This is a genomic window from Ruegeria sp. AG1 (assembly GCF_056541705.1).
In genome coordinates, this window is the sequence record NZ_JBQFYU010000004.1 from 43,612 (window position 1) to 70,536 (window position 26,925).

A 26,925-nucleotide genomic window follows, 5' to 3' on the forward strand; every position below is an offset into this window, starting at 1 on the left:
CAGTTCAGATTGAATTTGCTTGACAGGCGCGATCTTTGCGCGGCGTTGAGGACTGTTATAGCTGGCGCAATTGAGACCGGTTCGAATTTGTCTGAGAGCAATGCTCAGTTCTTTCAAAAGATTTTGTAGGCGACCGAGAGTGGCGGCATTGGCTCTCAAATCGGAAATCACGAAGCGTCTTTTTAGAAGGTGTTTTTCGGGCCGCAAGCGACCACTGGCAGGAGCTGCACAAAACGTCGACCGTGAGTTCACAGACGCTTGATGAATACTGCTCTGTTTTCCTGTATTGTTCGTTTGCCAAATTTGACCAAATACCTCTTCGTTTTCTCGATCAGTATTGAAAGTGAAGCGAAGATTTGCCTTAAGATTTTGGCTTAGATAATTGATTTAATGAGGATAAATGCCCGTGACTGGTCTGAAAGCAATCCACCATGCTGCAGTCATTTGTTCGGACTATGAACGCTCCAAGGCATTCTATTCAGAGACCCTTGGATTGAGGATTGTTGCCGAGAATTTCAGGGCTGAACGTCAGTCTTGGAAGCTGGATTTGGCGTTGCCGGACGGCTCTCAGATTGAACTGTTTTCCTTTCCCAACCCGCCCCAACGCACGTCTCGCCCCGAAGCGCGAGGTTTGCGGCATCTTGCGTTTGTTGTGGATGATATCGAAGCGCTGAAAGACAGCCTGGAACAGAAAGGTGTCCTCGTCGAAGACATCCGTGTTGACGAGTATACCGGCCATCGGTTTGCTTTCTTTAGCGACCCGGACGATCTGCCATTGGAGTTGTATGAAGCCAAGCCGATTGCTTTGAAGTGATATTTCTCGTCTTTTAGGCTGAGCGAAGCAGGGAGGAAGGCGCATGGAAGTAAAACCTCTCACCGGTGGATTGGGTGCGGAAATCGTCGGGGCGGACATCCGGCGTGAAGATCAATTCGACGCAATTATGTCAGCCTTCGCAAAGCATTCCGTTGTCGCACTGAGGGGCCAAAGCGTTAGTCCGCAAGAGCATCTGACCTTTGCGAGAAGGTTCGGCCCAATCAACGTGAACCGATTTTTCAAACCGGTGGACGGCCACCCAGAGATTGCCATGGTGTTGAAAGAGAAGGATCAGAAAGAAGCTGTGGGAGAGGGGTGGCATACTGACCACTCCTATGATCAGGAGCCTGCTATGGGCTCGATCCTACACGCCCTGGAGGTTCCGCCCCATGGTGGCGACACGTTGTTTGTGTCGATGGCTGCCGCCTACGAAGCTTTGTCGCCCACGATGCGTAGTTTCTTAGATGGTTTGTGGGCGGTGCATTCCTCTCGCCATGTCTTTGGAGTCAGCATCGTAGACACAGAAGCCGCGAAAAGCGGCCGGTTGGGGAACGCCGAAGCTGCCACGCAAGACGCTTTGCACCCCGTTGTCATCACGCATCCTCTCAGCGGTAGGCGCGGGTTGTTCGTCAACCCTGTGTTCACGACCGAAATCAAAGGCTTGAGCGTGGATGAGTCTGCCGCAGTGCTGGGTATGATTTATGATCACTGCAAGCAGCCTGAATTCCAATGTCGTCTGCGTTGGCAGGAAGGGGATATCGCCATTTGGGATAACAGAGCGACGTGGCACAAAGCGATCAACGACTACCATGGGTTTCGACGTCTTATGCACAGGGTGACGGTGGAAGGTGTTGCTCTAACGCAATGAAGCGAGTGACGCTCGGCAAATTCTGCGACTCAGTCAGAGTGCTGACACGGTGTGAATATCTTCGATTCCCGGTGATAGTTTTGGATGAGGCATCGAGCGCCGCGTTTTTATCCATGTTTTCTTGCCTTTAAGGTGGGCGCAGAGTTTTTTCTTGTCAAATTTGGAACGTTCCATTACACATTTTGGAACGTTCCAAAATTCGGGGAAATCAGATGAACTGGGCATTTGTCGGAGCGAGCACTATAGCTTCGCAATATATGTTGGACGCGGTGCGTCAGCAGGCAGGCAACGACGTGACCTGGGTCGTCAGTAATTCTCCTGACCGGGTGCAAACCTGGGCTAAGGAACACAGTATTCTTAATGCAACCACAGATCTGAACGCGGCGCTGTCAGACGATGGCGTGAAATCCGTCTACATTTCCTCAACCAATGAGAAGCACCATGGTCAGGCGATGGCTGCCATCGCGGCTGGTAAGCATGTTCTTTGTGAAAAGCCGCTCGGGATGACGCAAGCGGAAGCTGTCGAAATGGTGCGCGCGGCCAACGCGGCTGGCGTGACTTTTGGTACTAATCACCACCTGCGATGCTCTGGCAGTCATCGTGCCATTCGTGATCTCATTGCAGGCGGGCGCGTGGGCGAGGTTCTTTCGCTGCGCATCCATCACGCAGTACATTTGCCCGAGAACTTGCAGGGGTGGCGTATCAACTCGGCCGATGCTGGCGGTGGCGTAATCCCTGACATCGTTGTTCATGACGCGGATGTCAGCCGCTTCCTGCTCAATGAAGACCCGGTGTCTGTCGTCGCGCAAATGGCCAACTCTGGGATGGGGCAGGGTGTCGAAGACTCGTGCATGTCCGTCTGGACGACGCCCTCGGGCGCGATGGTCATGACGCATGAAAGCTTTACGCACCCCTTTGCCGGGTCTGGCCTGCAGGTGCATGGAACCGAGGGCTCGATTTTTGCGGATGGCATCATGACGCAGCGCCCAGTTGGGGCAATTAAACTGGTGACTGAAGCCGGAAGTGAAGAGATCCCGTTTTCGGACCACTCTCTCTACGTTCAAGGCGTATCGGAATTTGTCACTGCAGCTGCGGGACAAGGCCGTCCTGCTGCCGACGGGCCTGATGGAGTGAAATCGCTGTCAATCGCGCTGAGCGTTCGTGAGGCCGCGGCGTCGGGCAAGCGTATCAACATAGATTATGGCGGTTTCTGATGACCAAGCTTGTTTCCGTTTCCGAGGCCGTTTCTCGTATCCCAGACAATGCGGTTGTCACCGTGTCGTCGTCCTCTGCGCTGGGGTGCCCTGACCTCGTGCTGAAGGAACTTGGAGAGCGGTTTCGCACTGAAGGGCATCCGCGCAACATTACGACGCTGCACCCAATCGCTGCAGGGGATATGTATGGCGTGAAAGGCATGGATTATCTGGCGCAGGATGGACTGCTAAGCCGCGTTCTCGCCGGTTCATACCCGTCCGGCCCTTCCAGCCTTGAGATGCCGGAAATCTGGAAGATGATCGTCGAGGATCGGGTGGCCGCTTACAACGTGCCGTCTGGAATTCTGTTTGACATGCACCGCGAAGCCGCAGCGCATCGGCCTGGTGTTCTGACGCAGGTCGGGCTTGAGACTTTCGTGGATCCTGTTCGCGAAGGATGCGCGATGAACGCGCGTGGTGCGGCAGCTCCAATCGTTAACCGAACAGAATTCGACGGTCAGACTTGGTTGCACTTCCCGAACATCAATCCGAACGTGTGCGTTTTGCGCGCAACCACGGCGGATGAGTTTGGCAACCTGACCTATGAACATGAAGGTGCCTATCTGGGCGGATTGGAGCAAGCGATTTGCACACGCAACCACGGTGGGCTCGTGATCGCACAGGTTCAACGTGTGACTGCCGCGGGTAGCTTGCGCCCCCATGACGTGCGCGTGCCAGGTCATTTGGTCGATCTGATCGTTGAAGACCCAGAGCAGATGCAAACGACAGAGACCTCGTATGACCCTGCGATCTCTGGCCAGATTATGCGCCCTTGGGACAGCTTTTCACTGGCCGAGCATGGTGTCGAAAAGGTCATCGCGCGTCGTGCCGCCCAAGAACTGCGCAGCGGCATGAGCGCCAACTTGGGCTTTGGCATCAGCGCACTGGTTCCGCGTGTTTTGTTGGAGGAGGGCCATCCTCAGGCGGTGACATGGGCAATTGAGCAGGGCGCCGTTGGCGGCGTCCCATTGACCGGCTTTGCCTTTGGGTGCGCATCCAACGCACATGCTTTCGTACCGTCACCACAGCAATTCATCTATTTCCAGGGCGGCGGGTTCGACATGTCGTTCCTCTCGTTCCTCGAGGTCGATGTAGAAGGCAATGTGAACGTTTCCAAACTTGGCAAGAAGCCCTACCTGACTGCAGGATGCGGTGGCTTTGTCGATATCACAGCGCGTGCCAAAAAGATCGTGTTCTCTGGCTGGTTCGAAGCCGGTGCCAAGATCGACCTGACAGATGACGGTATTCAAGTGAATGCCCCCGGAAAGTTCACCAAGATGGTGGATCAGGTTGAGCATGTCACATTCTCGGGCCGCCGTGCCCGGGAAACCGGTCAGGATGTGCTCTATGTGACCGAGCGCTGCGTCATTCGCCCAACAGATCAGGGGCTGGTTGCGACGGAAATCATGCCCGGCATTGAGGCGCAGCGCGATATTGTCGAAGCTTCGGGCGGTCGCGTCAAAGTCGCAGAAAACGCGGTTCAGATGCCCAAGTCGCTATTCGCAGTTGGCCCGATGGGGATGACACTGTGAGCAAGCTTCGCATTCATATCGAGGGTGCAACCGCCGTCCTGACTTTGGACAACGAGGCCAAGCTCAATGCGCTAACTGTAGATATGCTGCACGCGCTGGAGGCTGGCCTGATAGACGTCGAGCGTGACGCGTCCATTCGTGCGCTCGTTCTGACCGGCGCGGGTGAAAAAGCGTTCTGTTGCGGTGCTGATATCGGCGCTTGGGGTGGTCTGAGCCCTGCTGAATTCGCGCGCCATTGGGTCCGTGATGGACATCGTATCTTTGACCGCCTTGCGCGGATCGGCAAGCCGACAATTGCAGCGATCAACGGTCACGCATTCGGCGGCGGGCTAGAGCTGGCCAGTTGCTGCGATCTGCGCCTGATGACCCCGCGGTCCACGTTGGCTTTGCCCGAAGCTCGGGTTGGGATCGTGCCGGGTTGGTCCGGGACACAGCGGTTGACCCGTCTGATCCCCGAAGCTTCGGTGAAAGAGATGGCACTCTTTGGGCGCCGTATCGGTGCCGACCGCGCGTTGGCCTTGGGCTATGCGACCGAGGTGACTGACGACGTTCTGGCGTGCGCGCTTGAGATCACCACAGAACTCAGTGCCCTTTCGCCTCGCGCCACCGAAATCTCAAAAAACATGATCCATGCAGCGGTCGGTGAAGACACTCATGCCGTGGTCGAAGCCCTTGGTAGCGCAGCGATTGCGGCCTCAGCGGACCGCGAAGAAGGCGTTGCTGCGTTCATGGAAAAACGTAACCCCACATTCTCGGGCCTTTGACAATATGAAAGATATCACCATCAACCCTGCTATCCCGTTCGAGCTGCCGCCGTTGTTCGAAGGTCGGCATCTCATCGATGGCAGGTGGCAGAATAGCGCATCGGGTGAGACGTTCGAACGGCGCTCGCCGTCGCACGGGCATATTGTCAGCCAGTCAGCCTTGGGTGGCGAAGCTGAAGCTGAGGCGGCGATCTTGGCGGCACGCAAGTCGTTCGACAGCGGTGTGTGGAGTCGGGCATCGGGCAAAGAGCGGGCCACCGTTTTGCTTAAGGTTGCCGACCTGATTGAACAGAATGTCGACCGGATTGCACTGATCGAAACGCTGGAAAGCGGTAAGCCGATCAGCCAATCCAAGGGCGAGGTCGGCGGTGCAGCAGACCTTTGGCGCTATGCGGCCTCATTGGCACGCAGCACGCACGGCGACAGTCATAACACTCTTGGCGCAGATATGATGGGTGTCGTGCTGAAGGAACCCATCGGTGTCGTGTCCATCATCACGCCTTGGAATTTTCCGTTCTGGATTCTCAGTCAGAAGCTGCCCTTCGCGTTAGCGGCTGGTTGCACAGTTGTTGTGAAACCGTCTGAGATGACACCGTCGACAACCTTGATGCTGGGCGAATTGTTGATCGAAGCCGGATTGCCCGCCGGTGTATGCAATATCGTTCTGGGTTACGGAGTTCCCGTTGGCAGCGTGATGTCGAGCCATGACAGCGTGGACATGATCAGCTTTACGGGCTCTACGGCTGTAGGCAAGACGATCAGCGCAGTAGCGTCGGATACGCTCAAGAAAGTCGCGCTAGAGCTTGGGGGCAAGAACCCTCAGGTCATCTTTCCCGACGCCAATCTGAATGCAGCCGCTGATGCGGTTGTGTTCGGTGTCTATTTCAATGTTGGCCAGTGCTGCAATTCAAGCAGTCGTATCATCGTGCATGAGGACATTGCTGATGAATTCCGCGAACGTGTCGTCGCCCTGTCGCGCAAAGTCAAATTCGGCGATCCTTTGGACCCGACAACGCAGGTTGGGGCTATCGTAACGTCCGAGCACAACTCAAAAATCGACGCGTATGTCAAACAGGCGCAGGCTTCGGGTGCGACTATTGATCTGGGTGGTGAGCCGCTGGAGGTCGAAGGCCTCGGCGCTCAGTTCTATCAGCCGACGGTGATTTCTGACGTCTCGCCTGATATGCCCATTGCCCGCGATGAGGTATTCGGGCCTGTTCTGTCTGTTTTGACTTTCAAAACACTGGACGAAGCCATCGCGCTCACCAATGATAGCGCTTACGGTCTGTCGGCAGGGGTATGGAGCGAAAACGTTCACACCTGCCTAGAGTTTGCCCGCCGCGCAGAAGCGGGAACGGTCTGGACCAATACCTGGATGGACGGGTTCCCCGAGGTCGCTTTCGGTGGGGTCAAACAATCCGGGCAGGGGCGGGAAATCGGAAGATATGGGTTCGAGGAATTCTTTGAAGTGAAATCAGTGGTCATGCGTGTCGGCAACAGCCGGGCGCCATGGGTTCCGCAAGACTAAGAACGGGCACCGAATTGGTCCCGACTGAGAATAACGCATTAAGGGAGGAAACAAGAATGCGTAAATTTATGAAGACAAAATCGTTGTTTGTAGCAGGTCTGCTGTGCACGACCAGCCTTGCGCACGCTGAAGACGTGGAAGTTCTGCACTGGTGGACGTCTGGCGGTGAGGCCGCAGCACTAAACGTACTCAAGGACGACCTGTCCGGACAGGGCATCGGTTGGACCGACATGCCTGTAGCCGGTGGCGGTGGTGAGCAGGCGATGACCGTTCTGCGCGCCCGCGTCACCGCAGGCAACGCTCCTACTGCCGTTCAGGCTCTGGGCTTTGACATTCTGGACTGGGCCGATCAGGGCGCGCTGGCCGATCTGAACGAAGTTGCAGCCCAGGAAGGTTGGGATGACGTCGTCCCAGAGGCACTGAAGGCCTTTGCCAAGCATGACGGCAAATGGGTCTCGGCCCCTGTGAACGTACACTCGACCAACTGGGTCTGGGCCAACAAAGCGGTTCTGGACGCCAACGGTATTGCACAGCCCACCAACTGGGACGAATTCGTCGCAGCAGTTGAGGCGTTGAAAGCTGCCGGGATCACTCCGATCGCGCATGGTGGTCAGGCATGGCAGGACGCGACCGTGTTCGATGCTATCGCAATGTCGACGCTGGGGCCTGACGGCTACAAAGCGGCCTTTATCGACTTGGACGAGGAAACGCTGGGTGGCGACGCGATGAAAGAAGCGTTCGACCGAATGGCCTTTATCCGCGACAACGTGGATGAGAACTTCTCGGGTCGTGACTGGAACCTGGCGACAGCAATGGTCATCAACGGTGAGGCCGGTTTCCAGATGATGGGTGACTGGGCCAAAGGCGAATTCCTGAACGCGGGCAAAGTGCCGGGTGAGGACTTCCTGTGCTTCCGCTTCCCGGGCACTCAGGATCAGGTCACCTTCAACGCTGACCAATTCATGATGTTTGACCAGGGCGGTACGGTATCGGCCGAGCAAGCCGCGCTGGCCAGCGCGATCCTGTCGCCTTCCTTCCAGATTGCCTTCAACAAGGTGAAGGGCTCCGTCCCGGCTCGTACTGACGTGGACGGCAGTGATCTGGATGCGTGTGGTCAGCAGGGCATGAAAGATTTGGCTGCCGCGGCTTCGTCAGGCAACTTGTTCGGCTCGATGGCGCACGGACATGCCGCGCCTGCGTCTGTCAAGAACGCCGTCTATGACGTGGTGACCGCTCACTTTAACGGCGAGTACGGCAGCGAAGATGCTGTGACCGAACTGGTTGACGCCGTTTCGATCGCCAAGTGATCCACAAGTGATCCTCCCGATGGGGCGGCGGTCTGGCCGCCCTGTCACCAAGTGGGCGCAAAAGCTCCGATCTAACACGACTCGAACGAGGAGGGCGCGCCATGGCTGCTTCAGCCGACGCGGATTTTAAGACACGCCTTCAGAACTGGATACCCAAGCTGGTCCTGTCACCGTCGCTAGCGATGATGTTGGTCTTTGTCTACGGGTTCATTCTGTTTTCGGTCTACCTGTCATTCACCGACAGTCGCATCCTGCCGTCCTTTGGATGGGTCGGATGGGAAAACTACGACAAATTGTGGCGGCTGAGCCATTGGGAAACCTCGTTGATCAATATGGGGATTTTCGCGAGCCTCTATATCGTGATCTGCACCTGTATAGGCCTGGGTCTGGCGATCTTCCTTGATCAGAAAATCCGGGGCGAAGGGCTATTGCGTCCCATCTACCTCTATCCGATGGCTCTGAGCTTCATCGTCACCGGCACCGCGTGGAAATGGTTCCTTGACCCTGGCATCGGGTTGGAAAACGTCATGCATACATGGGGTTGGACCAGCTTCGAGTTCGATTGGATAAAAAACCGTGATTACGCCATCTACACGGTGGTTCTAGCGGCCGTCTGGCAAACCAGCGGCTTCGTAATGGCAATGTTTCTGGCCGGTCTGCGTGGAATCGACAATGAAATCCTGCGCGCGGCGCAAATGGATGGCGCCTCTAACTGGAACCTCTACCGCCGGATCATCATCCCGCAACTGCGTCCCGCATTCCTGTCGGCCTTTGTGATCCTAAGCCACTTGGCGATCAAGACCTTTGACCTTGTCATTGCCCTGACCGGGGGTGGACCCGGTCGCGCAACCGAACTGCCCGCGACCTTTATGTACTCATACACGTTCACGCGAAACCAGATGGGGATCGGTGCGGCCTCGGCCACGATCATGCTGATGACCATCGCGGCGATCATGATCCCGTATCTTTACGCCGAATTGCGGGAGAAACGCTGATGTCACAAGCAACTCAGGATACCGCAATCCGCACGGGCCGCGTTACGCGCACGCTGATCTATCTGGTGCTGCTTCTGTTCGGTCTGTTCTACCTGCTGCCGCTCTACGTCATGCTGGTGAATTCGGTGAAGCCACTGGAAGAGATCACCGGCGGCGGCATGATGAACCTGCCGCAGGTGTTCACGATTGAGCCGTGGCTCAAGGCGTGGTCTTCGGCGCAGATCGGCGTCGATCCGACGGGTTTGAAGCCTTACTTCTGGAACTCGATTAAGATGGTGGTTCCGGCGGTGATTGTCTCGACCATTCTTGGGGCGTTGAACGGCTATGTGCTGACCAAGTGGCGCTTCAAGTACGACACCATCCTATTCGGTCTGATGCTGTTCGCCTGCTTCATTCCGTTCCAGATTGTTCTGATCCCAATGGCGCGGATGTTGGGCATAATCGGGCTGGCTGGCACCACTTGGGGTCTTGCGCTTGTCCACGTTGTCTACGGAATTGGCTTCACCACGCTGTACTTCCGCAATTACTACGCTGTGTTCCCGACCGAGCTGATCCGCGCGGCGCAGATTGATGGCGCCGGGTTCTTCCAGATCTTCTGGCGCATTCTTCTGCCCAGTTCCGGGCCGATCGCCGTGGTTTCGATCATCTGGCAGTTCACCAACATCTGGAATGACTTCTTGTTCGGCGCGTCCTTTGCCGATGCCAACAGCCAACCGATGACGGTGGCACTGAACAATCTGGTGCAGTCGTCAACCGGTGTGAAGGAATACAACGTTCATTTTGCAGGCGCCATTCTGGCGGCCATGCCAACTCTGCTCGTCTACATCGTGGCCGGTCGATACTTCGTCCGCGGCCTGATGGCGGGTTCGGTGAAAGGATAAGACCTCATGGGTTTTCTAGACATTGACAACGCGACCAAATCCTACGGGGCGGTCGAGGTTCTGCACAAAGTGGATATCTCGGTGCAGGAGGGTGAGTTCCTGGTACTGGTCGGCCCCTCGGGCTGTGGCAAATCCACTCTGCTGAACATGATCGCGGGGCTGGAAGAGATCACAAGCGGCGAAATCCGCATCAAGGATCAGGTGATGAACGGGGTGCACCCGTCCAACCGCAACATTGCCATGGTTTTCCAAAGCTATGCTTTGTATCCCAATATGACGGTCGGGCAGAACATCACTTTCGGCCTTGAGATGCATGGCGTGCCTAAGCCTGAACGCGACAAAGCGATGCAAGAAGTTGCCAAGCTCTTGCAGATCGAGCAGTTGCTGGATCGCAAGCCCGGGCAGTTGTCCGGCGGTCAACGTCAGCGGGTTGCAATGGGTCGCGCGCTGGTGCGAAATCCTGATGTCTTCCTGTTCGATGAACCGCTCTCGAACCTCGATGCCAAGCTGCGCGTTGATATGCGGACCGAGATCAAGAAGCTGCATCAGAACCTCGGGACCACCATCGTCTACGTGACGCATGACCAGATCGAGGCGATGACGCTTTCAAGCCGCATCGCCGTGATGAACGGCGGCTATGTCCAGCAGCTGGGTACGCCGCAGGAAATCTATGACACGCCTGCGAATATCTTCGTTGCAACATTCATGGGTTCGCCTGCGATGAACGTGGTACCGGCCAAGGTTACGGTCTTGAATGGCCGCCCCCATGCAGAGGTCGCCGTTCACGACGGATCAATGGCGCAACTTCCGTTCAGCCAAGACAACTTGGCCGCATGGGATGGGCGCGAGATTTTGTTGGGAATCCGCCCTGAGACCATCACCGATATGGATGGTGCGGATCGAAAGTCGTCGAACATCGCGCAGATGACCAACCGTATTGTGGTGACGGAGCCCGCTGGATCGGACACCTTCGTCTCGATGCAATTGGGCGGACGAGATGTGATCGCGCGTATGCGTTCGGATGCCGAGGTCGCACCGGGTCAGGATTTCAACTTTGCTGTGAACATGGAAAAGGCCGTGGCTTTCGATCCTGAAAGCGAGATGCGGATCCTTCCATGAATCGAGCTGACGTCATATTCATTGGGTCGGGTATTGGGGGGGCAACGCTGGCTGCGGCGTTGGCCCCGTCCGGTCGTCGCATTCTGATCCTTGAACGAGGAAAGCGGTTGCAACCCTCGCCTCAGGACCGAGACCCAAGGGCGATCTTTGCCAATGGGCACTTTCGCCCCGATGAAACATGGCTGGATGGAGCAGGCGAACCTTTCAACCCTGGAAACTACTACTGCGTCGGTGGCAATTCCAAGTTCTACGGCGCAGCTTTAATACGCTATCGGAAAGAGGATTTTGAGCCGCGTCAGCATATGGGTGGCTACTCTCACGGCTGGCCCATGCCCTACGAAGAGCTGGAGCCGGACTACACCGCCGCGGAACAGCTTTACGAAGCGCGTGGCACCACCAAACAAGATCCAACCGAACCGCCGCACAGTGGGGGTTACCCGCACCCACCTGTGCCAGATGAGGTTGATATTGCAGACCTGAGGAACCGGCTAAGCCAAGCAGGCCTGACGCCATCCTCAGTGCCTTTGGGTGTGGACATTGAAACCTGGCTAGAGGCCGGGCAAACAACTTGGGATGCGTTTCCCAATACATGCGGCGGCAAAATGGATGCCGAAACCTGTGCGCTTGCCGAAGCAATGAAGCACGGCAATGTCGAACTGCTGACTGACGCGCGTGTCCGTAAACTGAAGGCTGATGCCGTTGGTCGCATCACAAGCGTCGAGGTTGATGGCCACGGTGCCCTTAGTGCGCCGGTCATCGTGCTCGCGGCAGGTGCGGTACAGTCCTCGGTCCTGTTGCTGCAGTCCGCGAACGACAATTGCCCAGCCGGTCTTGCCAATCGGTCCGATCAGGTCGGGCGCAACTTCATGAACCACAATTGCTCGGCGGTGCTGGCCCTTCATCCGCTGCGTCGAAACAGAGCAGTCTATCAAAAGACATTGATGTTCAACGACTATTACAACACCGACGGACAGGGCGGTTTGCCTTTGGGCAACATTCAGATGTTGGGAAAGATCACTGGACCGATTCTTGCGTCGCAAACCCATCTACCGGGTCCAATTGCAGCACTGATCGCCAATCGCAGTTTTGATTTCTATGCTATGTCCGAAGATCTGCCGAACCCAGACAGCCGGGTGACGGTCGAAGGTGACCAGATCAGGCTGGATTGGAAACGCTCGAATTGGGCCGCGCACGAGGCCTTGGTTGCGCGGCTAAAGGCGCATCTGAAGCAGGCCGGGTTTCCTGTTGTATTGTCGCGACCATTTGATCGGCGCACTCCGTCACATCAATGCGGCACAGCGCGGATGGGCAATGATCCGTCAAGCAGTGTCGTCGACACGTTCTGCCGTAGCCACGACCACAAGAACTTGTTCATCGTCGACGCGTCAGTTCTTCCGACTTCTGCGGCGGTGAATCCGGCCCTCACGATAGCCGCACTCGCACTCCGTGCAGGGCGTCACATTATTGAAACGGAGTTCGCCGCATGACCGGAACAGCATTGGTGACCGGAGGACAACAGGGCATTGGTCTCGGGGTGGCGCGCGCCTTGATCGCGGCGGGGTACAAGGTCGCAATAGCCTCTCGCTCGGCGCGCGACAAACCAGTGGTTCAGGCGGCTTTGGCAGAGCTTGGCCCAAGCGCAATCTATGTGCAGCACGATGTATCAGACATTGATCACGTTCCGACGCTACTGGATCAGATCGAAGCCGATTTGGGCCCGATCACCGCGTTGATAAACAACGCAGGCGTAGGGGCGCCAGTGCGTGGTGACATGCTGGATCTGAAGCCCGAGAATTGGGATTTCGTGCAGAATATCAACTTGCGTGGCGCGTTTTTTCTGGCGCAAGAAGTGGCTCGGCGCATGTTGGAGCAGCCGCAAGATACCTATCGATCAATCATCTTTGTCACCTCTGTCAGCGCGACAATGGTGTCGATCGAACGTGCCGAGTACTGCGTGTCCAAGGCGGCCGCAGCGATGATGGCTCAGTTGTTCGCAGTACGCTTGGCCCCCGAAGGCATCGGCGTCTTTGAGCTGCGACCGGGAATCATCGCGACTGAGATGACGGCTGGCGTGCGCGACAAGTATACCGACCGTATCGAAGGCGGCCTTGTTCCCGCGGCACGTTGGGGTGCGCCCGAGGATATTGGGTCCGTTGTGGTCCCAATGGTTCAGGGGCAGATGCACTTTGCGAACGGCGCCGCCATCCCGGTGGATGGCGGCTTGTCGATTTCACGTCTGTAAATCAAGGCGCACAAGAATGTTTGAAGGATATGATTTCATTGTCATTGGGGGCGGCTCGGCAGGCTCGGTGATCGCTGCACGTCTTTCCGAAGAACCCTCGGCGCGTGTGCTGTTGCTAGAGGCTGGCTCCACCGACCGTCACCCGTTCTTTCACCTGCCAGCCGGGTTCGCGAAGATGACCAAGGGTATCGGCAGCTGGGGCTGGTCGACGGTTCCGCAAAAGCACATGCAGAACAAGGTCTTTAACTACACCCAGGCCAAGGTTATCGGCGGGGGGTCTGCGATCAACGCGCAAATCTACACGCGGGGTGCAGCTCAGGATTACGATGACTGGAGACAGATGGGGTGCGAAGGGTGGAGCTATGCCGACGTGCTGCCCTACTTCAAAAAGTCCGAGGATAACGACACCTACGACGACGAATATCACGGCAAGGGCGGACCGCTGGGCGTGTCCATGCCCGCAGCACCTTTGCCAATCTGCGATGCCTACATCAAGGCCGCAGGGGAAGTGGGGATTCCCGAAACGCGGGATGTGAATGGGGCGAAGCAGGATGGCGCGGGGTACTATCAGCTGACCCAACGCAATGCGCGACGCTCATCTGCCGCGATGGCGTTTATCGCGCCAAACCGCAGCCGCCCGAACCTGACGGTGCGCACCGGCGCACAGGTCCGCCGCATCATGGTGGACAAGGGCAGGGCAACTGGTGTCGAGATGTTGAACGGGGACAAGATCTCCGCCGCGAAAGAGGTCATTCTGTCCTCGGGTGCCATCGGTTCGCCACGCTTATTGCAACTGTCGGGTATCGGCCCAGCGGATCATTTGGACAGTCTAGGTATCGACGCGGTTTATCATCAACCTCAAGTTGGTGCGAACCTGCAAGACCATTTGGATTTGTACTCGATTTGCGAAGTGACTGGCCCGCACACCTACGACCGTTTCGCCAAGCTTCACCTTTCAGCCTTCGCAGGCTTGCAATACCTTTTCACCCGCAAGGGACCGGTCGCGTCCAGCCTGTTTGAAACGGGTGGGTTCTGGTACGCAGACCCGGATGCGCGCTCGCCGGATCTTCAAATGCATCTGGGGCTTGGTACCGGCATTGAGGCTGGGGTCGAGGCGATGCCCAACGGCGGGGTTACGCTGAACGCCTGTTTCCTGCGCCCCAGGTCACGCGGAACCGTCCGGCTACAAAGCTCAGACCCTGCGGTGATGCCGCTTATTGATCCCAACTATCTGGCGGATCCTTACGATCGCGAGATGTCCATTCGGGGGCTGAAACTGGTGCAGAACATCCTCGCACAGGATGCGCTGAAGCCATACATCCTGGCAGAACGTTTGCCGGGCCCGGACGTTCGGACCGAGCAGGAGTATTTCGATTTTATCTGCGTACATTCGAAAACATCGCACCACTGCGCTGGAACCTGCCGTATGGGCAGTGACGCCGAAGCCGTTCTGGACCCGCGCCTACGATTCAATGGGATCGAAGGGCTTCGCGTCGCGGATGCGTCGATTATGCCGACGGTCAATTCATCCAACACCAATGCACCTACGATCATGATCGGGGAAAAAGCTGCCGACATGATCAAACAAGATCAGGGTTTCTAAAAATGATCCGCCACATCGTACTGACCAAATTCCGCGCCGACGTAGCCGAAGACACAATCGGAGCCATCTACAAAGGCCTCGAGGACGTGTCCAAGGCCCTTCCCGGAGCCAGCGGGTTCACCGGGGGCCGAAGTGAAAGCCCCGAGCAGATCGAGCGCGGATACATGCATGGGTTCGTGATCGATTTCGACGATTGGGCCGCGCTGGAGGCCTATCAGAACAACGAAACGCACAAGGCGCTGGGCGCGCAGCTGGTTGAGAACGCCGTGGCTGGTATCGACGGCATTCTGGTTCTGGATTTGGAGGTTTGAGAAAATGAAATTGATTTTGCCAAACCCTGAGGGGCAATTGGAACCCTATGCGCTGACCGGAACGCCGCTATTACCGCGCGCGCCGCAGGTGCCTCTGACGCGCACGGCCTTTGCAGCGGCTCATGTGGTTTCTGATCCGCTGGCAGAACGTAACCCCTGGGATGGGCGCCCCACAGTTGATTGGGAAGCGACCCTGCGATTTCGTCAGGGGCTCTGGGATCAGGGGCTGGGTCTGGCCGAAGCTATGGATACCGCACAAAGGGGTATGGGCGTCGATTGGGAGACCGCGTTGGAGTTGATCCAGCGCACAATGAAGGCGGCGCAGGTGCATCCGTTGTCGCCTCGGGTGGCTTGTGGGGCAGGGACTGATCATCTGCCTCTGAACGCGTTGAACACCGCAGGTGAAATCCTGTCAGCCTACGAGCACCAGGCCGAGGCGATCGAAGCCGCCGGAGGGCAATTGATCCTGATGGCGTCACGCGCCTTTCCAGCGATCAACGCGGGTCCAGACACGTACCACGACGTCTATCGCGCGCTTATCGATGGGGCGGCGAACCCAGTAATCCTGCACTGGCTGGGCGATATGTTCGATCCTGCATTGACGGGCTATTGGGGTAGCACGGATGTCGACGCGGCCAGCGACTTTGTGCTGTCCCTGATCAACGAAAACCCTGACAAGGTTGATGGGATAAAAATATCCCTGCTGGATCAGGCTCATGAAGAAGCCTTCCGCGCACGGTTGCCAGACGGTGTGCGCCTCTACACAGGTGACGATTTCAACTACGCTGATCTTATTGCCGGGGATGGAACGCATTTTTCCCACGCTCTGCTTGGCATTTTCGCTGCTATCGCCCCCGCCGCCAGCCAGGCGCTTGAGGCGTTGGCTATGGGCGATATGGATCGCTACAACGCGCTGTTCGCACCGACCGTTTCCCTCAGTCGAGAGATTTTTAAGGCTCCGACGCGGTTCTACAAAGCCGGTATTGCCTATCTGGCATGGCTGAACGGAGCCCAGTCCCATTTCATCATGCCGGGTGGGTTCCAATCCAGCCGTGACATCTGCCACTACGCGCAAGTGTTCAGATTGGCGGATCAGGCCGGTTTACTCTCGGATCCTGAACTGGCTAAAGCACGGATGACCACGCTTCTCAGCTTGCATGGAGTTGAACAATAGCCTGAATGCGAAGACCCACGATCATAGATGTCGCCAACTCGGCGGGCGTTTCCAAGTCGACGGTAAGCCTTGTGTTGCAGGGCAGCCCGCAGGTGAAGCCGGAGACACGCAAGCTCGTCCATACCGCGATGAAAGAGATTGGGTATGTCTACAACCGATCGGCGGCAAATCTGCGATCCACGGGAACGGCGCTAATAGGTTTGGTGATCAACGACCTAACCAACCCGTTTTTCACCGAGTTTGCGACTTCGTTGCAGATGGCGTTGGGGTCCCGAGGCTATGCAGTTGTATTGGCTAACACAAACGAAGACCCTGAACTTCAGGATCAGGTGGTGGGCGCAATGCTCGAGCACGGTGTTTCTGCCTTGATCCTTTCGCCAGCTTATGGCGATGTCACAAACACCCTCTCCGCGGTAGAGCGAGCTGGCATTCCATTGATGCAGGTCTTGCGACAAGTTGAAAGCGAAACGGGCAGGTTTCCCTTTATCGCTCCTGATTACGCAGAGGGTGGACGCGCGGCAACGCAGTATCTGATCGAAACAGGCGCGCGGAACATCGCCTTTGTTGGTGGTTTGGATGGTGCCGAAGTCACTCAGGAAAGGCTGTCCGGCTATATCAGCGCTATGACAGACAACCACTTGCAGCCTATTGTAAAAACAGGGGAATCCAGCCGATCATTTGGACATGAAGCAACAGTCCGCCTCTTCAAAGAGCATCCTGCGTGCGATGCCGCAGTTTGTTTCAATGATCTCGTTGCTTTTGGGATGATTAATGCCTGCCATGAAACTCAGGTCAAGATTGGAACGGAGTTTCAGATTGTCGGTTTCGACGACATCAAGGAAGCATCAGAATGCTGGCCAGCTTTGTCTACAGTACATTGCGGCGTCTCTGAGTTTGGAGAACAAGTTGCGGACACTGTTTTGCTGTGGTTGCAGGATGGTGTCGCGCCTGCGCAACACACGCGAACTACAACGCGCTTGGTATTGAGGCAAACTACGAAAGACACGGTGTAGCAAAAGACTATACCAGCCTTTGTCGAGAGGTTTTGTCAGAAGAACTTTGGTAAAGCGGGGCATGGCGGTTGCGCAGCTTTTGCCACGACCAGACCCGACTTTTTCAAACACTTTGAATCTAGTCCCGAGATCATCCGCTTCCCGCTCTCGCTTCGGAATCTCGAAGATCTGCTGCACAAGCGTGGCATCGACGTGAGCCCCGAAAATTTCCACCAATGTGCTTATTGATCCTTGTCAAGAATTGAGGGGGTAAGAAGTGGTACACTCAATGGCAATCTAGGGGAGGGGATTCATGGAAGAGTTGATTGAAATCGGTAGATCCTTCGTCCAGGCCATGCGTGAACGCAGAGGCCTTGGCAGTGTTGATGAAATGTATGCCGAAAACGCACAGTCGATAGAGGCCGTTGTGCCTCCGGTTCGACAATTCCGCGTTTCAAAGGGTCGCGAAGCCATCAAGGGAAAAAGAGAGGATTGGTTGGCATCGCATGAAATCCAAGAACTAGAAGTGGATGGCCCCTACGTCCACCCACCCAACCGCTTTGGAGTCCGTTTCAGGGCCGAAGTCGTTCAGAAGGCCACGGGTGAGCGTATGACCCTGCGCGAGATCGCAGTGTATTCGGTGGCGGAAGGCAAGATTGTGCTGGAAGAGTTTTTCATGTTGCCGAAGTGAGAAGAGTGACTAACAACATCAGCTAATTGTTGGCTCAATCAGTACACACCGCTTTTGGGCAAAGTTAAATTCCGGACGGAGGTCGGGAATGCAACACAGAACTGTGGCATATTTTGTGGGAGTTGATGCTGAAGACGCGTCGATTTTGGAATGCGCTGAAATTGCCCGTATCCAGAACGACCACTTGAATTGCGTATTGATCGCGGCCTTACCTAACCTGCCTTACTTGAAGTATGGATCAAACAGGTTCGTTGAAGCAGGTCTTCCCTCGAACTGGTTGGACGTTCTTCACGCGAAAAATGCCGCCTTGAAGTCTCGGGCCACTGAAGTTGAAGCGCTTCTTGCTGGGCAGGGCGTATCTGCAAATGTAACTGGCTTCATGGGACTTGGAGCAGAGTTGCAGCAACTTGTAGCAGAACAAGCCAAATGCTCTGATATCGCTTTTCTAGACGCTGGATTGCGAAGAGATCCCGATTTATTTCACAAGATCGCGTGCGGAGTATTGTTTCATTCGCCGGTGGCACTAATGGTCAATGGTGATCCGTATGCCCAACGCGACCGCGTTTTTTTGGCATGGAATGACAGCTTGCCTGCGTCCAGGGCAACGCATTTAGCTTTACCCATTCTACTGGCGGCCAAAGAAGTCGTGATTGGGTGTTTTGATTTGCCGTTGCCTGAGGACGTAGAAGGTAGTGTGCCGGGAACTGACCTAGCTGAATGGCTCGGCCATCACGGTTGCAACTTGACCGTGTCGCAGTTCCAGTGCGGGGGGAATTCAATTGCAGACTGCATTCAAGAACGAGCAAGCGAAGCGGGGGCCGATCTCATTGTTATGGGCGCCTATGGGCATTCCCGTTTGCGAGAGTCAGTTTTTGGGGGCACGACGCACGCAATGTTGGAGCAGACAAGTTTACCAGTGCTTTTCGGACACTGATGAAGTGAGCCGAAGACTGTGACTTTCGGGAAGCCATAGCTATAATAATTCATCGTTAAATAGTTAAGAAACCATTTTTTAAGAGTTTGCTTGAGGTTGAAGCGTGCTTGCCCGACCGTTTTCGCCAAGGAACGCTATCACAATTGACTTTAGTTCATCCCAGTCAGTAAACTCCCTTGCCCCTTCTCGTGGATCGATTTTTCGACCGAGCAAGACGACGTGCTTAAGGATCTCCCTCTCAAAATACCCGTAGTTTTCGGGCCTTACCGCGCCTGCGATCAAAGCCGTTGCATTTGGTTCAAAACCTGTTCGAAGAAGCATTTCGTCAAGATAGTCGCGTGCTTCTTCTCGACCTGACGCGAAAGCAGCTTTTAAACCGACGGAAAGCACGAGAGACTTTCGCTTCATTAAGGCATCTCTATTTGAAGCGATAAATGCCTCGAATGAATTGGGGTGCCTACGCTCGTGGACAGGGGCTAGGAGAATAACCTTGACCACATCGTCAAGCGAAACGTGGCTGGGTATTTCATCGGTATTGATCAGCTTTGCGTCGAAACCGGTATTCTTCGCGACATCGCTGATAAAGCGCGCAATCTTTGCTGTCTGGCCTTCGACCGTGGCGAAGGCGATAAGTACAGTCATTCCGATCCTCCCATAAATCGGTCTGAATAGATTGCTTATTATGAATAAGTGACGTGCGTTGCCCTTGATCTCCATCAAAGGCGTTTCTTGAGACCACATTGAGATCGTTGTTGTGCGCTTTGGCTGTTTACGCAGGGCATGTTTTAAGGAAGTTCGCGACGACATCCATCTCCAAGAAAACCTGCCCTTTCGGCCGGCAGCTTTGAAGCTAGCCAATCCCTTGTGGTCTAGCTTGCTACCTTAAGCAAAAGGCCAAGACAGCGACGAAGACTGTAAAACTGATGAACCACACTGCGAATTTTACTTGTTTGCGTGCGGGCAGGTTTCTGAGAAGTCTAGTCATAGTCAAACCTTTCAGACAAAATCCGGTGTGACGCGGTCCCACGCTCAATCAGATGATCTTCGACGGTGTCCATCATGGCAGGGGGGCCGCAAAGAACAAAAAGCCAGCTTTCAAATTGTTCAGAAGACAAATTGCGGTCCAAGAGGGGACCGTTGATTAAGCCTGTCTCTCCGGACCAATCCTTTGGCGGTTCGGATAGAACAAAAACTGTGTCTTCTTTGGACAACTCCTGACGAAAAACAATCTGCTCCTCCACCCGGTTGCCATAGATAAGCTTGAGATCGTGCTGTGTTCCACTCAGTCGAACTTGACGCATAATGCTCAACATGGGCGCGATCCCGACACCACCTGCGATCAGAACAATACCTGTCTCAGTGCGGTGGCTGATCGACAGATTCCCGTGCGGGGCATCCAGATAGGCCGTGGTTTGCGGAGCGATCTGTCCGAGGCCGCATGTGAAATCCCCAAGCTCCTTTATCACGAATGAAACCTCAGGGCCTTCGGCTGGTGCCGAACTAATCGAGAATGGGTTCTCATGCAGCGAAAAAGCACTGTGGCCGACGTTTAGCCAGGCAAACTGCCCTGCTTCGAAGTTTAGTCCGTTGTGACCATGGGGCTTGAGGCGCAACTCCCATTGCTTCGGTGATAGTCGAGACACAGACGTGACGCGCCACGGCCTTTTCCTCTGACGTAAAGGGCGAACGAGATAGACGTAAAGCAAAGTTCCAACTGCAATACTGGTCAGGGCAAGCCAGAGATACATCAACAGCGGATGCCCACCGTAGCGCCCAGCATAGACCGTGTGATGCAACAGCAGGCATGCGATCACCAAGGCTCCCAGCCCGTGTAAGAGGCGCCATGTTTCGTATTTGCAATCAAGGGATTTGCGGGCAATTGCCGAGGCGATCAGGATGAATAGTAAAAAATATGCGCCGATGCCCGACACCAGCGTAGAAAAGTCGGTCGAAATCGTAAGTTGGCTTGTTACATCCCACGGGCGGCGTCCGCCAGAGGGCGTGCCCTGATACAGCAGCGGGTGTATCAGCGCAAAGCCCAGCGCTGTACGCGCCATCAACTGATGCACGCGCATGGTTACATCCATACCCAGTCCGGAAGAGATGAACCTGAACCGCCCAGACAGCAGGAACTCGACTAAGATTATTGAAAAAGCAAGCATCCCAAGCCCGGACGCGAGCTCTTGATGAAACGATCGTGGGGGCCATCCCAAAGACCAAGAAAAACCCAAGGGAGCCAAAATCAGCAAAACGTAAATCAGCGCCAGATAAGGCCATTTCATACAGTTTTGCTCCACTGTGCTAAAGCTGGGCAGCTCGGGCTCATTCAAAATAGACGCTAAGCTGACCAGGGATTCCGATCAAGACTACTGAGATTGGTGTTAACTCTGGCGCGACGAGGCAAGTTTAGTGGGCGACGTTTCCCGTTTCAGTTCGTTCAGCCGCTGCGTTCAGTCTGGCTGATGCTGAGGTTGCATGCTTGCGCAAGATCACGGTCCTTGACCGCTTTTCCTGTCATAATGTTGCGCGCGCGAAATCCGAACAAAGGAGGAGGCTCAAAATGTTGGAAGACAAAAAGTCACCGCAACTTTTCACTGGAATGCATCCGCTCTCTGACAACTTTCGGCGTGAAATGGAAACCTTGATGTCGCGTTTTTTGGGGGGAGGATCACCCTTACTGCCGATGGAAACGGCTGCGCAACGCACGGGTTTTCCGTCTCTTGATATGACGGGTGCGATTTCACCGGCAATCGATGTCCAAGAAACGGATTCTGCGATTGTCCTGACGGTTGAATTGCCGGGGCTCGAAGAGGATGATGTGGAAATTGAAATCAAGAACCGCAGGCTTATCTTAAGCGGTCAGAAGAAGATTGCGCATGATGAAACGGGCGATTTGCGTGTCAGCGAAAGAAGCTATGGCAGCTTTTCCAGAGCCATGTCGCTGCCGGACACTGTAGAAATCGACAGGATTTCAGCCACATTCGACAAGGGCGTTCTGCATGTAGAAATGCCGAAGACTGAACCTCAGGATCCAAGCCGTAAGATCAAGGTATCTTCGAAATAGACGGTCTGGTGGCTCGATGCCGTGCATAAAAATGCCAAGGTAGAGGGTCGATCATGGATCGGCCTTCCTAGAGTTGCGGCCTGAAAAGTGTCTTTGGTTGAATCCGGGCGGACATCTTAAGTGTTTGTAAAAACGTGTTTCTTGCACATTCGTACCAGACCATGGGTTTGGCGTTGAAGCGTGGTAGAATGCCCTCACGCGTTTGGGTAGGGGGCCACAATGCGAAAACCAGAAGAGAGTGGCATGACACCCTCAGGACATGCCGGTGAAGGTGAGGTGCGGGCCTTTCTGGAGAGCCTGACCGGACCTTCGCGCGGAAACGTGAACTGGCTGGTCGATAATGCCCTGACCGTTTCTGTTGACGATGGCAGGGTGTTAAGCATTCGACCCAAATACGACCTGCCTCCACATGATAACGATATTGCCACACTGCAGTGGGCTGACGACGGTTACACGATAACCGCGTCCGTTGGGCGCAATGTGTGGGTAAACGGGCAAAAAGCCTCGTTAGCGTCTCTTAGGCATGGCGACATGATCGAGTTCGGTGAAAAGGGTCCTATGTCTCGATACAGGCTGTGCGATCACTCATTTCCCGCGCACCATACAGTCGAGGATATCCTCAGTGATGCATATGCTTACACCCGAATGAGCCGCCGACCTTTCGCTAAAAAGATGTCTGGTGCCCTACGCGATAGCGGGCGGCGGCTTGCCTCTCAAACCACGATATTGTTCAGGATCACGGTTCTTGCGACGCTTCTTGTGGTCGCGGGGTTTGGGTACCTGCTTTACCAAAACGACCGGCGCTTGGCGGATAGTATCGAACAGGAGTCCCGCAAGATCGAAGCGATCGCGGTTATGCTCGCCCAGACGCGAGAAGACGCACTTACCCCTGATGACCTGGCTTCGTTGCGTGACGCTTTTGAGAACCAGGTCTTGTCGACCGAGGAGCGTCTTGGAACCTTGGAACAGCGTGCGGGAGCACCCACGCGCGTGATCGCTGCGTCAATTCGATCCGTCGCTTTCCTCCAGGGGGCTTATGGGCTGCGCCACGTGGAAAGCGGCAAGATTTTGCGGCATGTGTTGGGACCGAACGGAGAAAACCTGAAAACTCCGTTTGGCCAGCCTTGGATCGAACCGGACGGGACCGGCGAACCCGCAGAATTTCAATTCACCGGAACGGGCTTTTTGATTGCTGGGGTACCGTTGATGGCCACTAATCGCCATGTCGCTTTGCCTTGGACTTCAGGGAACCGAGAGCAAGCGCTGATGGACGCGGGTCTTGAGCCAGAGATGTTGAGGCTGCTGGCCTACTTGCCTGATCAAACGGAACCAATAGAGGCGCGTCTGGTCCGATTCAGCGACGCGGCAGACTTGGCGATTTTGGCAGTTGAGCCAAGCCGCGTTCAGGACCTCGGAATTCCTTTGGCGGATGCCACGTCGCGCGTAGGTGAAGAGCTGTATCTGTTGGGATATCCAACGGGTTTGAAAGCTTTGATCGCGCAGGCCGGTCCGGGCTTTCTAGAGGAACTGGAAGCAGAAGGAACGTTGAACTTCTGGTCGATCGCGTCCCGGCTTTCTACACAAAGCAAGATACACCCGCTAGCAAGCCGGGGGATTGTTGCGCGGACAAGTGGGAGCGCCATCGTTTATGACGCTGAGACCACGACCGGTGGGAGCGGGGGGCCAGCATTGAATCGGCGGGGTGAGGTCGTTGCCATCAATGCTGCGATCCTGCCCGAGTTTGGTGGCTCAAACATCGGCGTCCCGGTCTCACATCTCCGAGCTCTGCTGGAAGAGGCGGAAAGTCAGTGATCATTCGCTCGTTCGGAAGCGCGAGTTTTGAACGAAAAACACTGTGACCAGTGGAACGATCACCGAGATCACGGCCACGGAGATCAGCAAGTATCCAAGTTGACTGTAGTCCGCGGTTGATGTGACCTCACCGGTTTCCGGGTTTGTGACAGCGCGCGTGACGACGTATGTCTGGTTGAGGTATTTGGTGCTTAGGCTGCTGGCTGACAGAGCCATGTTTGTGAACGATGCCATCACCGCAAAAAAGGTCGCTTTCAACTGAACAGGGGCATTGCGTGCGATCCAAGCCAACATCGGGACCATGGCGATCTGTCCAAGCGGCGACTCAACGGCTGTGTCAAGAATGGCAATGAACCTTGCATCGACAACACCGCCGGTACGCGCCGCCGTCCATTCATGCACGCCGTAGTAGAGGGCAAGATTGGGCAGGGCGAGTACGCCCGCCGCAATCGTCAGCAACACCACCACATGCGCAATGGAGCGATTGGCCATAAATGGTCGAAGGACGATTAACCCGAGCAGGGCCAGCAGCGAAGTCAACAAAGCCAGGATTGCCAGGAACTGTTCATCGAACCCCAGTTCATCGATTTCAAACCATGTCAGGCCTGGTCCCGGTAGCGGCACAGCGCGGAATACAAAAATGATTGTCGCTGTCCCGATTAGGGCTTTGGCTTGGGCCGGTTCCAACTCTTTCAGCAGACGCGACATGAGGTAGAGGATCACCGTCAGGGAAACCGCAAAAACGGTCTCTTGCGCAAATTCGAAATCCGCGGTTCCCAGCACGATGCTAAGCAAAACGAATGCAAGACCGCCGAGCAATATGGACCATCTGACTTCGGTGGCTTCATCCGGCGTATGTGGCGGGTGGCCGCGCTTGACAAGCTGACGCTGGATAAAGCTGTGAAGAACCACTCCACTGACGGACAACACCGGTATGGCCAGAGCTATCAGGTATACTTGGCCATAAAGCGCAAGGCGTTCGGATTTTCGCAGTTCTTCGGTCCCAGAGAATATCCAGATGTTTACAGCCGCAACCGCCGCGAACCCGGAAATGATCGAAACTCTGCCCAAGGTTTGCATCGTCGTGTGCTGAGCACGGGTTTCTTCTGGCGTAAACGGTAGGCCGCGCTGGTCAACCTTTGGGACCGCCTCAACAGTCATGGCGTCAGCGACAACATCCTGAATGGCGTAGCCGGAAGGCGCCAAGAGGAGGGCAACAACATACCAGTCTTCCAACGGCATGAACTTGGACATCTGTGCAGGCGCGGTCACGAGACCGTACATTGTGAGCAAAGACAAAGTGATCAGGGATGCGCCGAACAAGATCAGCAAGGACTTCCAACGCCAGAACAAGTCCACGACATGGCCAAGTGGCATTTTGAGGATCCAAGGGAGACCGGCCCAAAATGCAAGTCCTGCAACGAAAGAGGCGGATAAATCGAGATAATCTTTTAGAAAAAAAGCGCCGACGACCGAGGTCAGGCCGGACACGCCAGCCGCGAAATAGACCATCAGTGGCGGCAAATAAGACCATTGCAGCTGCTGAGCCAGATCCACAAACGTTCTATGCCACCAGGCCGAAAGCTTTGATCCTATGGAAGTTTGGTCAGTCGTCATATGCCGTGGCAGCTCGTTGAGGCCTTTGGGTCGTTGTATCTAGTTAGAAAAATCCAGATCCGAAAAGCAATGCACTGGTGATCACCCCAAAGATTGGTACCACAAGAGGAACGCGGAAGTGTTTGGCGGCCTCGTCCGGCTTCATCTTCAGCAGGATCAGCGCGACATTGACCAGTACAAAGACACCTAGAACGATCTGAGACGTGCGCTCTGCCAGAGTACCAATCGGTATAGTTTGGGTCAGCAGAACGATGATCGCCACGACCAGTAAAGTAGCGACAACTGGTGTCTGAGTTGCTTTCGGGACAACCGCCAAAACCTTTGGCAAATGGTCACGGTCCGCCAGGCCGTAGATCACGCGCGAGGCCATGATCATCTGGATCAGTACACCATTGACTGTCGCCACAATCGCGACAGCGGAAAAGCCCTGTTTGATCACTTCGGGTGCGTTTGAAAACACAAGCGCGAGGGGCGCTGCGGATGTAGAAAGAACATCGATCGGAACAACAAGTAGAACAGTCAGTGAGGTTCCTAGATACAATACGGTGGCCAGAACGAGGGTTAGTAAAATCGCTTTTGGGATGGTGCGCACGGGGTCTTTGACCTCTTCCGCGACGTTGGCCATGTCCTCGAAGCCAACAAATGCGAAGAAGGCGAGAAGTGATGCCGCGAAAATTCCTCTCCACGCGTCGAGTTCAAGCGGCGGAAGCATCGAACTGATCCCGTATCCCTGCGGATCCTGAACCGACATGCCCCAGCCCATCACAAAGAGAAGGCCTGCGATCTCGATGATCGTAATGACAGCCGCAACAAAGACCGACTCAGTGATCCCCCAGAGCGCGATTAGACCCATGATCAAAACGACGCTGACGGTCAAAACAGGGATCGCAAAACCGGTTAAAGCGTGCAGGTATGACGCTGCGCCAATTGCAACTGCAGAGGCAGAGATAGTCCCCGAAGCTGCGACCGCGAGCCCGACGAATACCGCCATCCATCTTTTCTGAAATCCCGCCTCAACATAGGCTGCTTCACCTGCGCTGACGGGAAACCGTGTTGCGAGTTCAGCATACGAAAGCGCGGTGAGTGATACGACGAGGGCGGCTACAACAAACGAAAACGCTGCAAACGGTCCGGCAATGTCTGCTGTTGCACCGACTAAAACATAAATGCCCGCTCCGACCGTTACCCCGAGGCCATAGAGCGTGAGCAACGGGGTAGTAAGGGCTCGTCTGAGTTTCTGTTCGTTTGGATAAACAGAGTTCATAAGCGATTTCCACCAACTGCTCATTCAGAACGTCGTCAGTGGCGTCCTTCCCAGTTTTGTCCGCGATTGGCGGAGCGGCGCGATCCGATGGTCAAAGCTGCACCGAATGCCTTGTGTCTCAACGTCTGGGCGCATTGGGCGCCAATCAACTAACTGGGGG

At 55.4% G+C, this 26,925-nt stretch carries 24 protein-coding genes and 1 pseudogene; 21 read left to right on the plus strand and 4 right to left on the minus strand.

Annotated elements, in window-relative coordinates; all coding sequences use genetic code 11:
- Window positions 1–406: 406 nt before the first annotated feature.
- From gloA2 to ACR0B5_RS06750, 19 genes and pseudogenes are all read left to right on the plus strand, one after another.
- A complete protein-coding gene (gloA2, locus tag ACR0B5_RS06660) occupies window positions 407–814 on the plus strand; it encodes an SMU1112c/YaeR family gloxylase I-like metalloprotein (RefSeq protein ID WP_480539381.1) in 408 nt (135 codons plus the stop codon).
- 43 nt (window positions 815–857) lie between these two features.
- Window positions 858–1,682, plus strand: a complete 825-nt coding sequence (locus ACR0B5_RS06665) for a TauD/TfdA dioxygenase family protein (protein WP_480539383.1) — start codon at window positions 858–860, stop codon at window positions 1,680–1,682.
- 212 nt (window positions 1,683–1,894) lie between these two features.
- Complete coding sequence (locus ACR0B5_RS06670) at window positions 1,895–2,896, plus strand: Gfo/Idh/MocA family protein (protein WP_480539385.1); 1,002 nt, start codon at window positions 1,895–1,897, stop codon at window positions 2,894–2,896.
- Window positions 2,896–4,467: an acyl CoA:acetate/3-ketoacid CoA transferase gene (locus ACR0B5_RS06675; protein WP_480539387.1), complete on the plus strand. Its 1,572-nt coding sequence runs from the start codon at window positions 2,896–2,898 to the stop codon at window positions 4,465–4,467. The genes ACR0B5_RS06670 and ACR0B5_RS06675 overlap by 1 nt, the downstream gene beginning before the upstream one ends.
- On the plus strand, window positions 4,464–5,231 hold the full coding sequence (locus tag ACR0B5_RS06680; RefSeq protein WP_480539389.1) for an enoyl-CoA hydratase/isomerase family protein: 768 nt from the start codon (window positions 4,464–4,466) through the stop codon (window positions 5,229–5,231). Before ACR0B5_RS06675 ends, ACR0B5_RS06680 begins: the two co-directional genes overlap by 4 nt.
- 4 nt (window positions 5,232–5,235) lie before the next feature.
- Window positions 5,236–6,759: an aldehyde dehydrogenase family protein gene (locus ACR0B5_RS06685; RefSeq protein ID WP_480539391.1), complete on the plus strand. Its 1,524-nt coding sequence runs from the start codon at window positions 5,236–5,238 to the stop codon at window positions 6,757–6,759.
- 68 nt (window positions 6,760–6,827) lie between these two features.
- Window positions 6,828–8,066 carry an ABC transporter substrate-binding protein gene (locus ACR0B5_RS06690; RefSeq protein ID WP_480539844.1) on the plus strand — a complete coding sequence of 413 codons (1,239 nt, stop codon included), beginning with the start codon at window positions 6,828–6,830 and terminating at the stop codon, window positions 8,064–8,066.
- A 101-nt stretch (window positions 8,067–8,167) separates the two neighbouring features.
- Window positions 8,168–9,061, plus strand: coding sequence for a carbohydrate ABC transporter permease (locus tag ACR0B5_RS06695; protein WP_170376146.1), 894 nt, complete (start codon window positions 8,168–8,170; stop codon window positions 9,059–9,061).
- Window positions 9,061–9,942, plus strand: coding sequence for a carbohydrate ABC transporter permease (locus tag ACR0B5_RS06700; protein ID WP_068340098.1), 882 nt, complete (start codon window positions 9,061–9,063; stop codon window positions 9,940–9,942). Before ACR0B5_RS06695 ends, ACR0B5_RS06700 begins: the two co-directional genes overlap by 1 nt.
- Window positions 9,943–9,948: 6 nt before the next feature.
- Window positions 9,949–11,061, plus strand: a complete 1,113-nt coding sequence (locus tag ACR0B5_RS06705) for a sn-glycerol-3-phosphate ABC transporter ATP-binding protein UgpC (RefSeq protein WP_170470396.1) — start codon at window positions 9,949–9,951, stop codon at window positions 11,059–11,061.
- Window positions 11,058–12,548, plus strand: coding sequence for a GMC oxidoreductase (locus ACR0B5_RS06710; protein ID WP_480539394.1), 1,491 nt, complete (start codon window positions 11,058–11,060; stop codon window positions 12,546–12,548). The genes ACR0B5_RS06705 and ACR0B5_RS06710 overlap by 4 nt, the downstream gene beginning before the upstream one ends.
- On the plus strand, window positions 12,545–13,303 hold the full coding sequence (locus tag ACR0B5_RS06715; RefSeq protein WP_480539395.1) for a 3-ketoacyl-ACP reductase: 759 nt from the start codon (window positions 12,545–12,547) through the stop codon (window positions 13,301–13,303). Before ACR0B5_RS06710 ends, ACR0B5_RS06715 begins: the two co-directional genes overlap by 4 nt.
- A gap of 16 nt (window positions 13,304–13,319) precedes the next feature.
- Window positions 13,320–14,906 (plus strand): GMC family oxidoreductase, encoded by a 1,587-nt coding sequence (locus ACR0B5_RS06720; RefSeq protein WP_480539397.1) that lies wholly within the window; start codon window positions 13,320–13,322, stop codon window positions 14,904–14,906.
- A gap of 2 nt (window positions 14,907–14,908) precedes the next feature.
- Entirely contained in the window at window positions 14,909–15,217 is a 309-nt protein-coding gene (locus tag ACR0B5_RS06725) for a Dabb family protein (protein WP_480539399.1), read from the plus strand.
- A gap of 4 nt (window positions 15,218–15,221) precedes the next feature.
- A complete protein-coding gene (locus ACR0B5_RS06730; protein ID WP_480539401.1) occupies window positions 15,222–16,391 on the plus strand; it encodes a dihydrodipicolinate synthase family protein in 1,170 nt (389 codons plus the stop codon).
- A gap of 5 nt (window positions 16,392–16,396) precedes the next feature.
- A complete protein-coding gene (locus ACR0B5_RS06735; RefSeq protein WP_480539402.1) occupies window positions 16,397–17,404 on the plus strand; it encodes a LacI family DNA-binding transcriptional regulator in 1,008 nt (335 codons plus the stop codon).
- Window positions 17,405–17,491: 87 nt separating this feature from the next.
- Window positions 17,492–17,608 (plus strand): annotated as a pseudogene (locus ACR0B5_RS06740) (IS6 family transposase); the annotation flags it as partial.
- Between the two features lie 88 nt (window positions 17,609–17,696).
- The gene (locus tag ACR0B5_RS06745; RefSeq protein ID WP_170376164.1) at window positions 17,697–18,074 is read left to right on the plus strand and encodes a SnoaL-like domain-containing protein; all 378 of its coding nucleotides are present in this window, start codon (window positions 17,697–17,699) and stop codon (window positions 18,072–18,074) included.
- 88 nt (window positions 18,075–18,162) lie between these two features.
- Complete coding sequence (locus ACR0B5_RS06750; protein WP_480539404.1) at window positions 18,163–19,008, plus strand: universal stress protein; 846 nt, start codon at window positions 18,163–18,165, stop codon at window positions 19,006–19,008.
- A gap of 78 nt (window positions 19,009–19,086) precedes the next feature.
- Here the strand turns inward: ACR0B5_RS06750 and ACR0B5_RS06755 are convergent, their stop codons facing one another.
- Window positions 19,087–19,650 (minus strand): flavodoxin domain-containing protein, encoded by a 564-nt coding sequence (locus ACR0B5_RS06755; RefSeq protein ID WP_480539406.1) that lies wholly within the window; start codon window positions 19,648–19,650, stop codon window positions 19,087–19,089.
- Between the two features lie 335 nt (window positions 19,651–19,985).
- A complete protein-coding gene (locus ACR0B5_RS06760) occupies window positions 19,986–21,290 on the minus strand; it encodes a ferredoxin reductase family protein (protein WP_480539408.1) in 1,305 nt (434 codons plus the stop codon).
- Between the two features lie 278 nt (window positions 21,291–21,568).
- Here ACR0B5_RS06760 and ACR0B5_RS06765 point away from each other — a divergent pair, with 278 nt between their 5' ends.
- Window positions 21,569–22,072, plus strand: a complete 504-nt coding sequence (locus ACR0B5_RS06765; RefSeq protein WP_480539410.1) for an Hsp20/alpha crystallin family protein — start codon at window positions 21,569–21,571, stop codon at window positions 22,070–22,072.
- 219 nt (window positions 22,073–22,291) lie between these two features.
- Window positions 22,292–23,884: a trypsin-like peptidase domain-containing protein gene (locus ACR0B5_RS06770; RefSeq protein WP_480539412.1), complete on the plus strand. Its 1,593-nt coding sequence runs from the start codon at window positions 22,292–22,294 to the stop codon at window positions 23,882–23,884.
- On the opposite strand, the gene ACR0B5_RS06775 is transcribed toward ACR0B5_RS06770, so the two are convergent.
- Both ACR0B5_RS06775 and ACR0B5_RS06780 read right to left on the minus strand, forming a co-directional pair.
- Complete coding sequence (locus ACR0B5_RS06775) at window positions 23,885–25,501, minus strand: MFS transporter (RefSeq protein ID WP_480539414.1); 1,617 nt, start codon at window positions 25,499–25,501, stop codon at window positions 23,885–23,887. It lies immediately after the preceding gene.
- Window positions 25,502–25,544: 43 nt separating this feature from the next.
- Window positions 25,545–26,789, minus strand: coding sequence for an APC family permease (locus ACR0B5_RS06780; RefSeq protein WP_480539416.1), 1,245 nt, complete (start codon window positions 26,787–26,789; stop codon window positions 25,545–25,547).
- Window positions 26,790–26,925 lie beyond the last annotated feature (136 nt).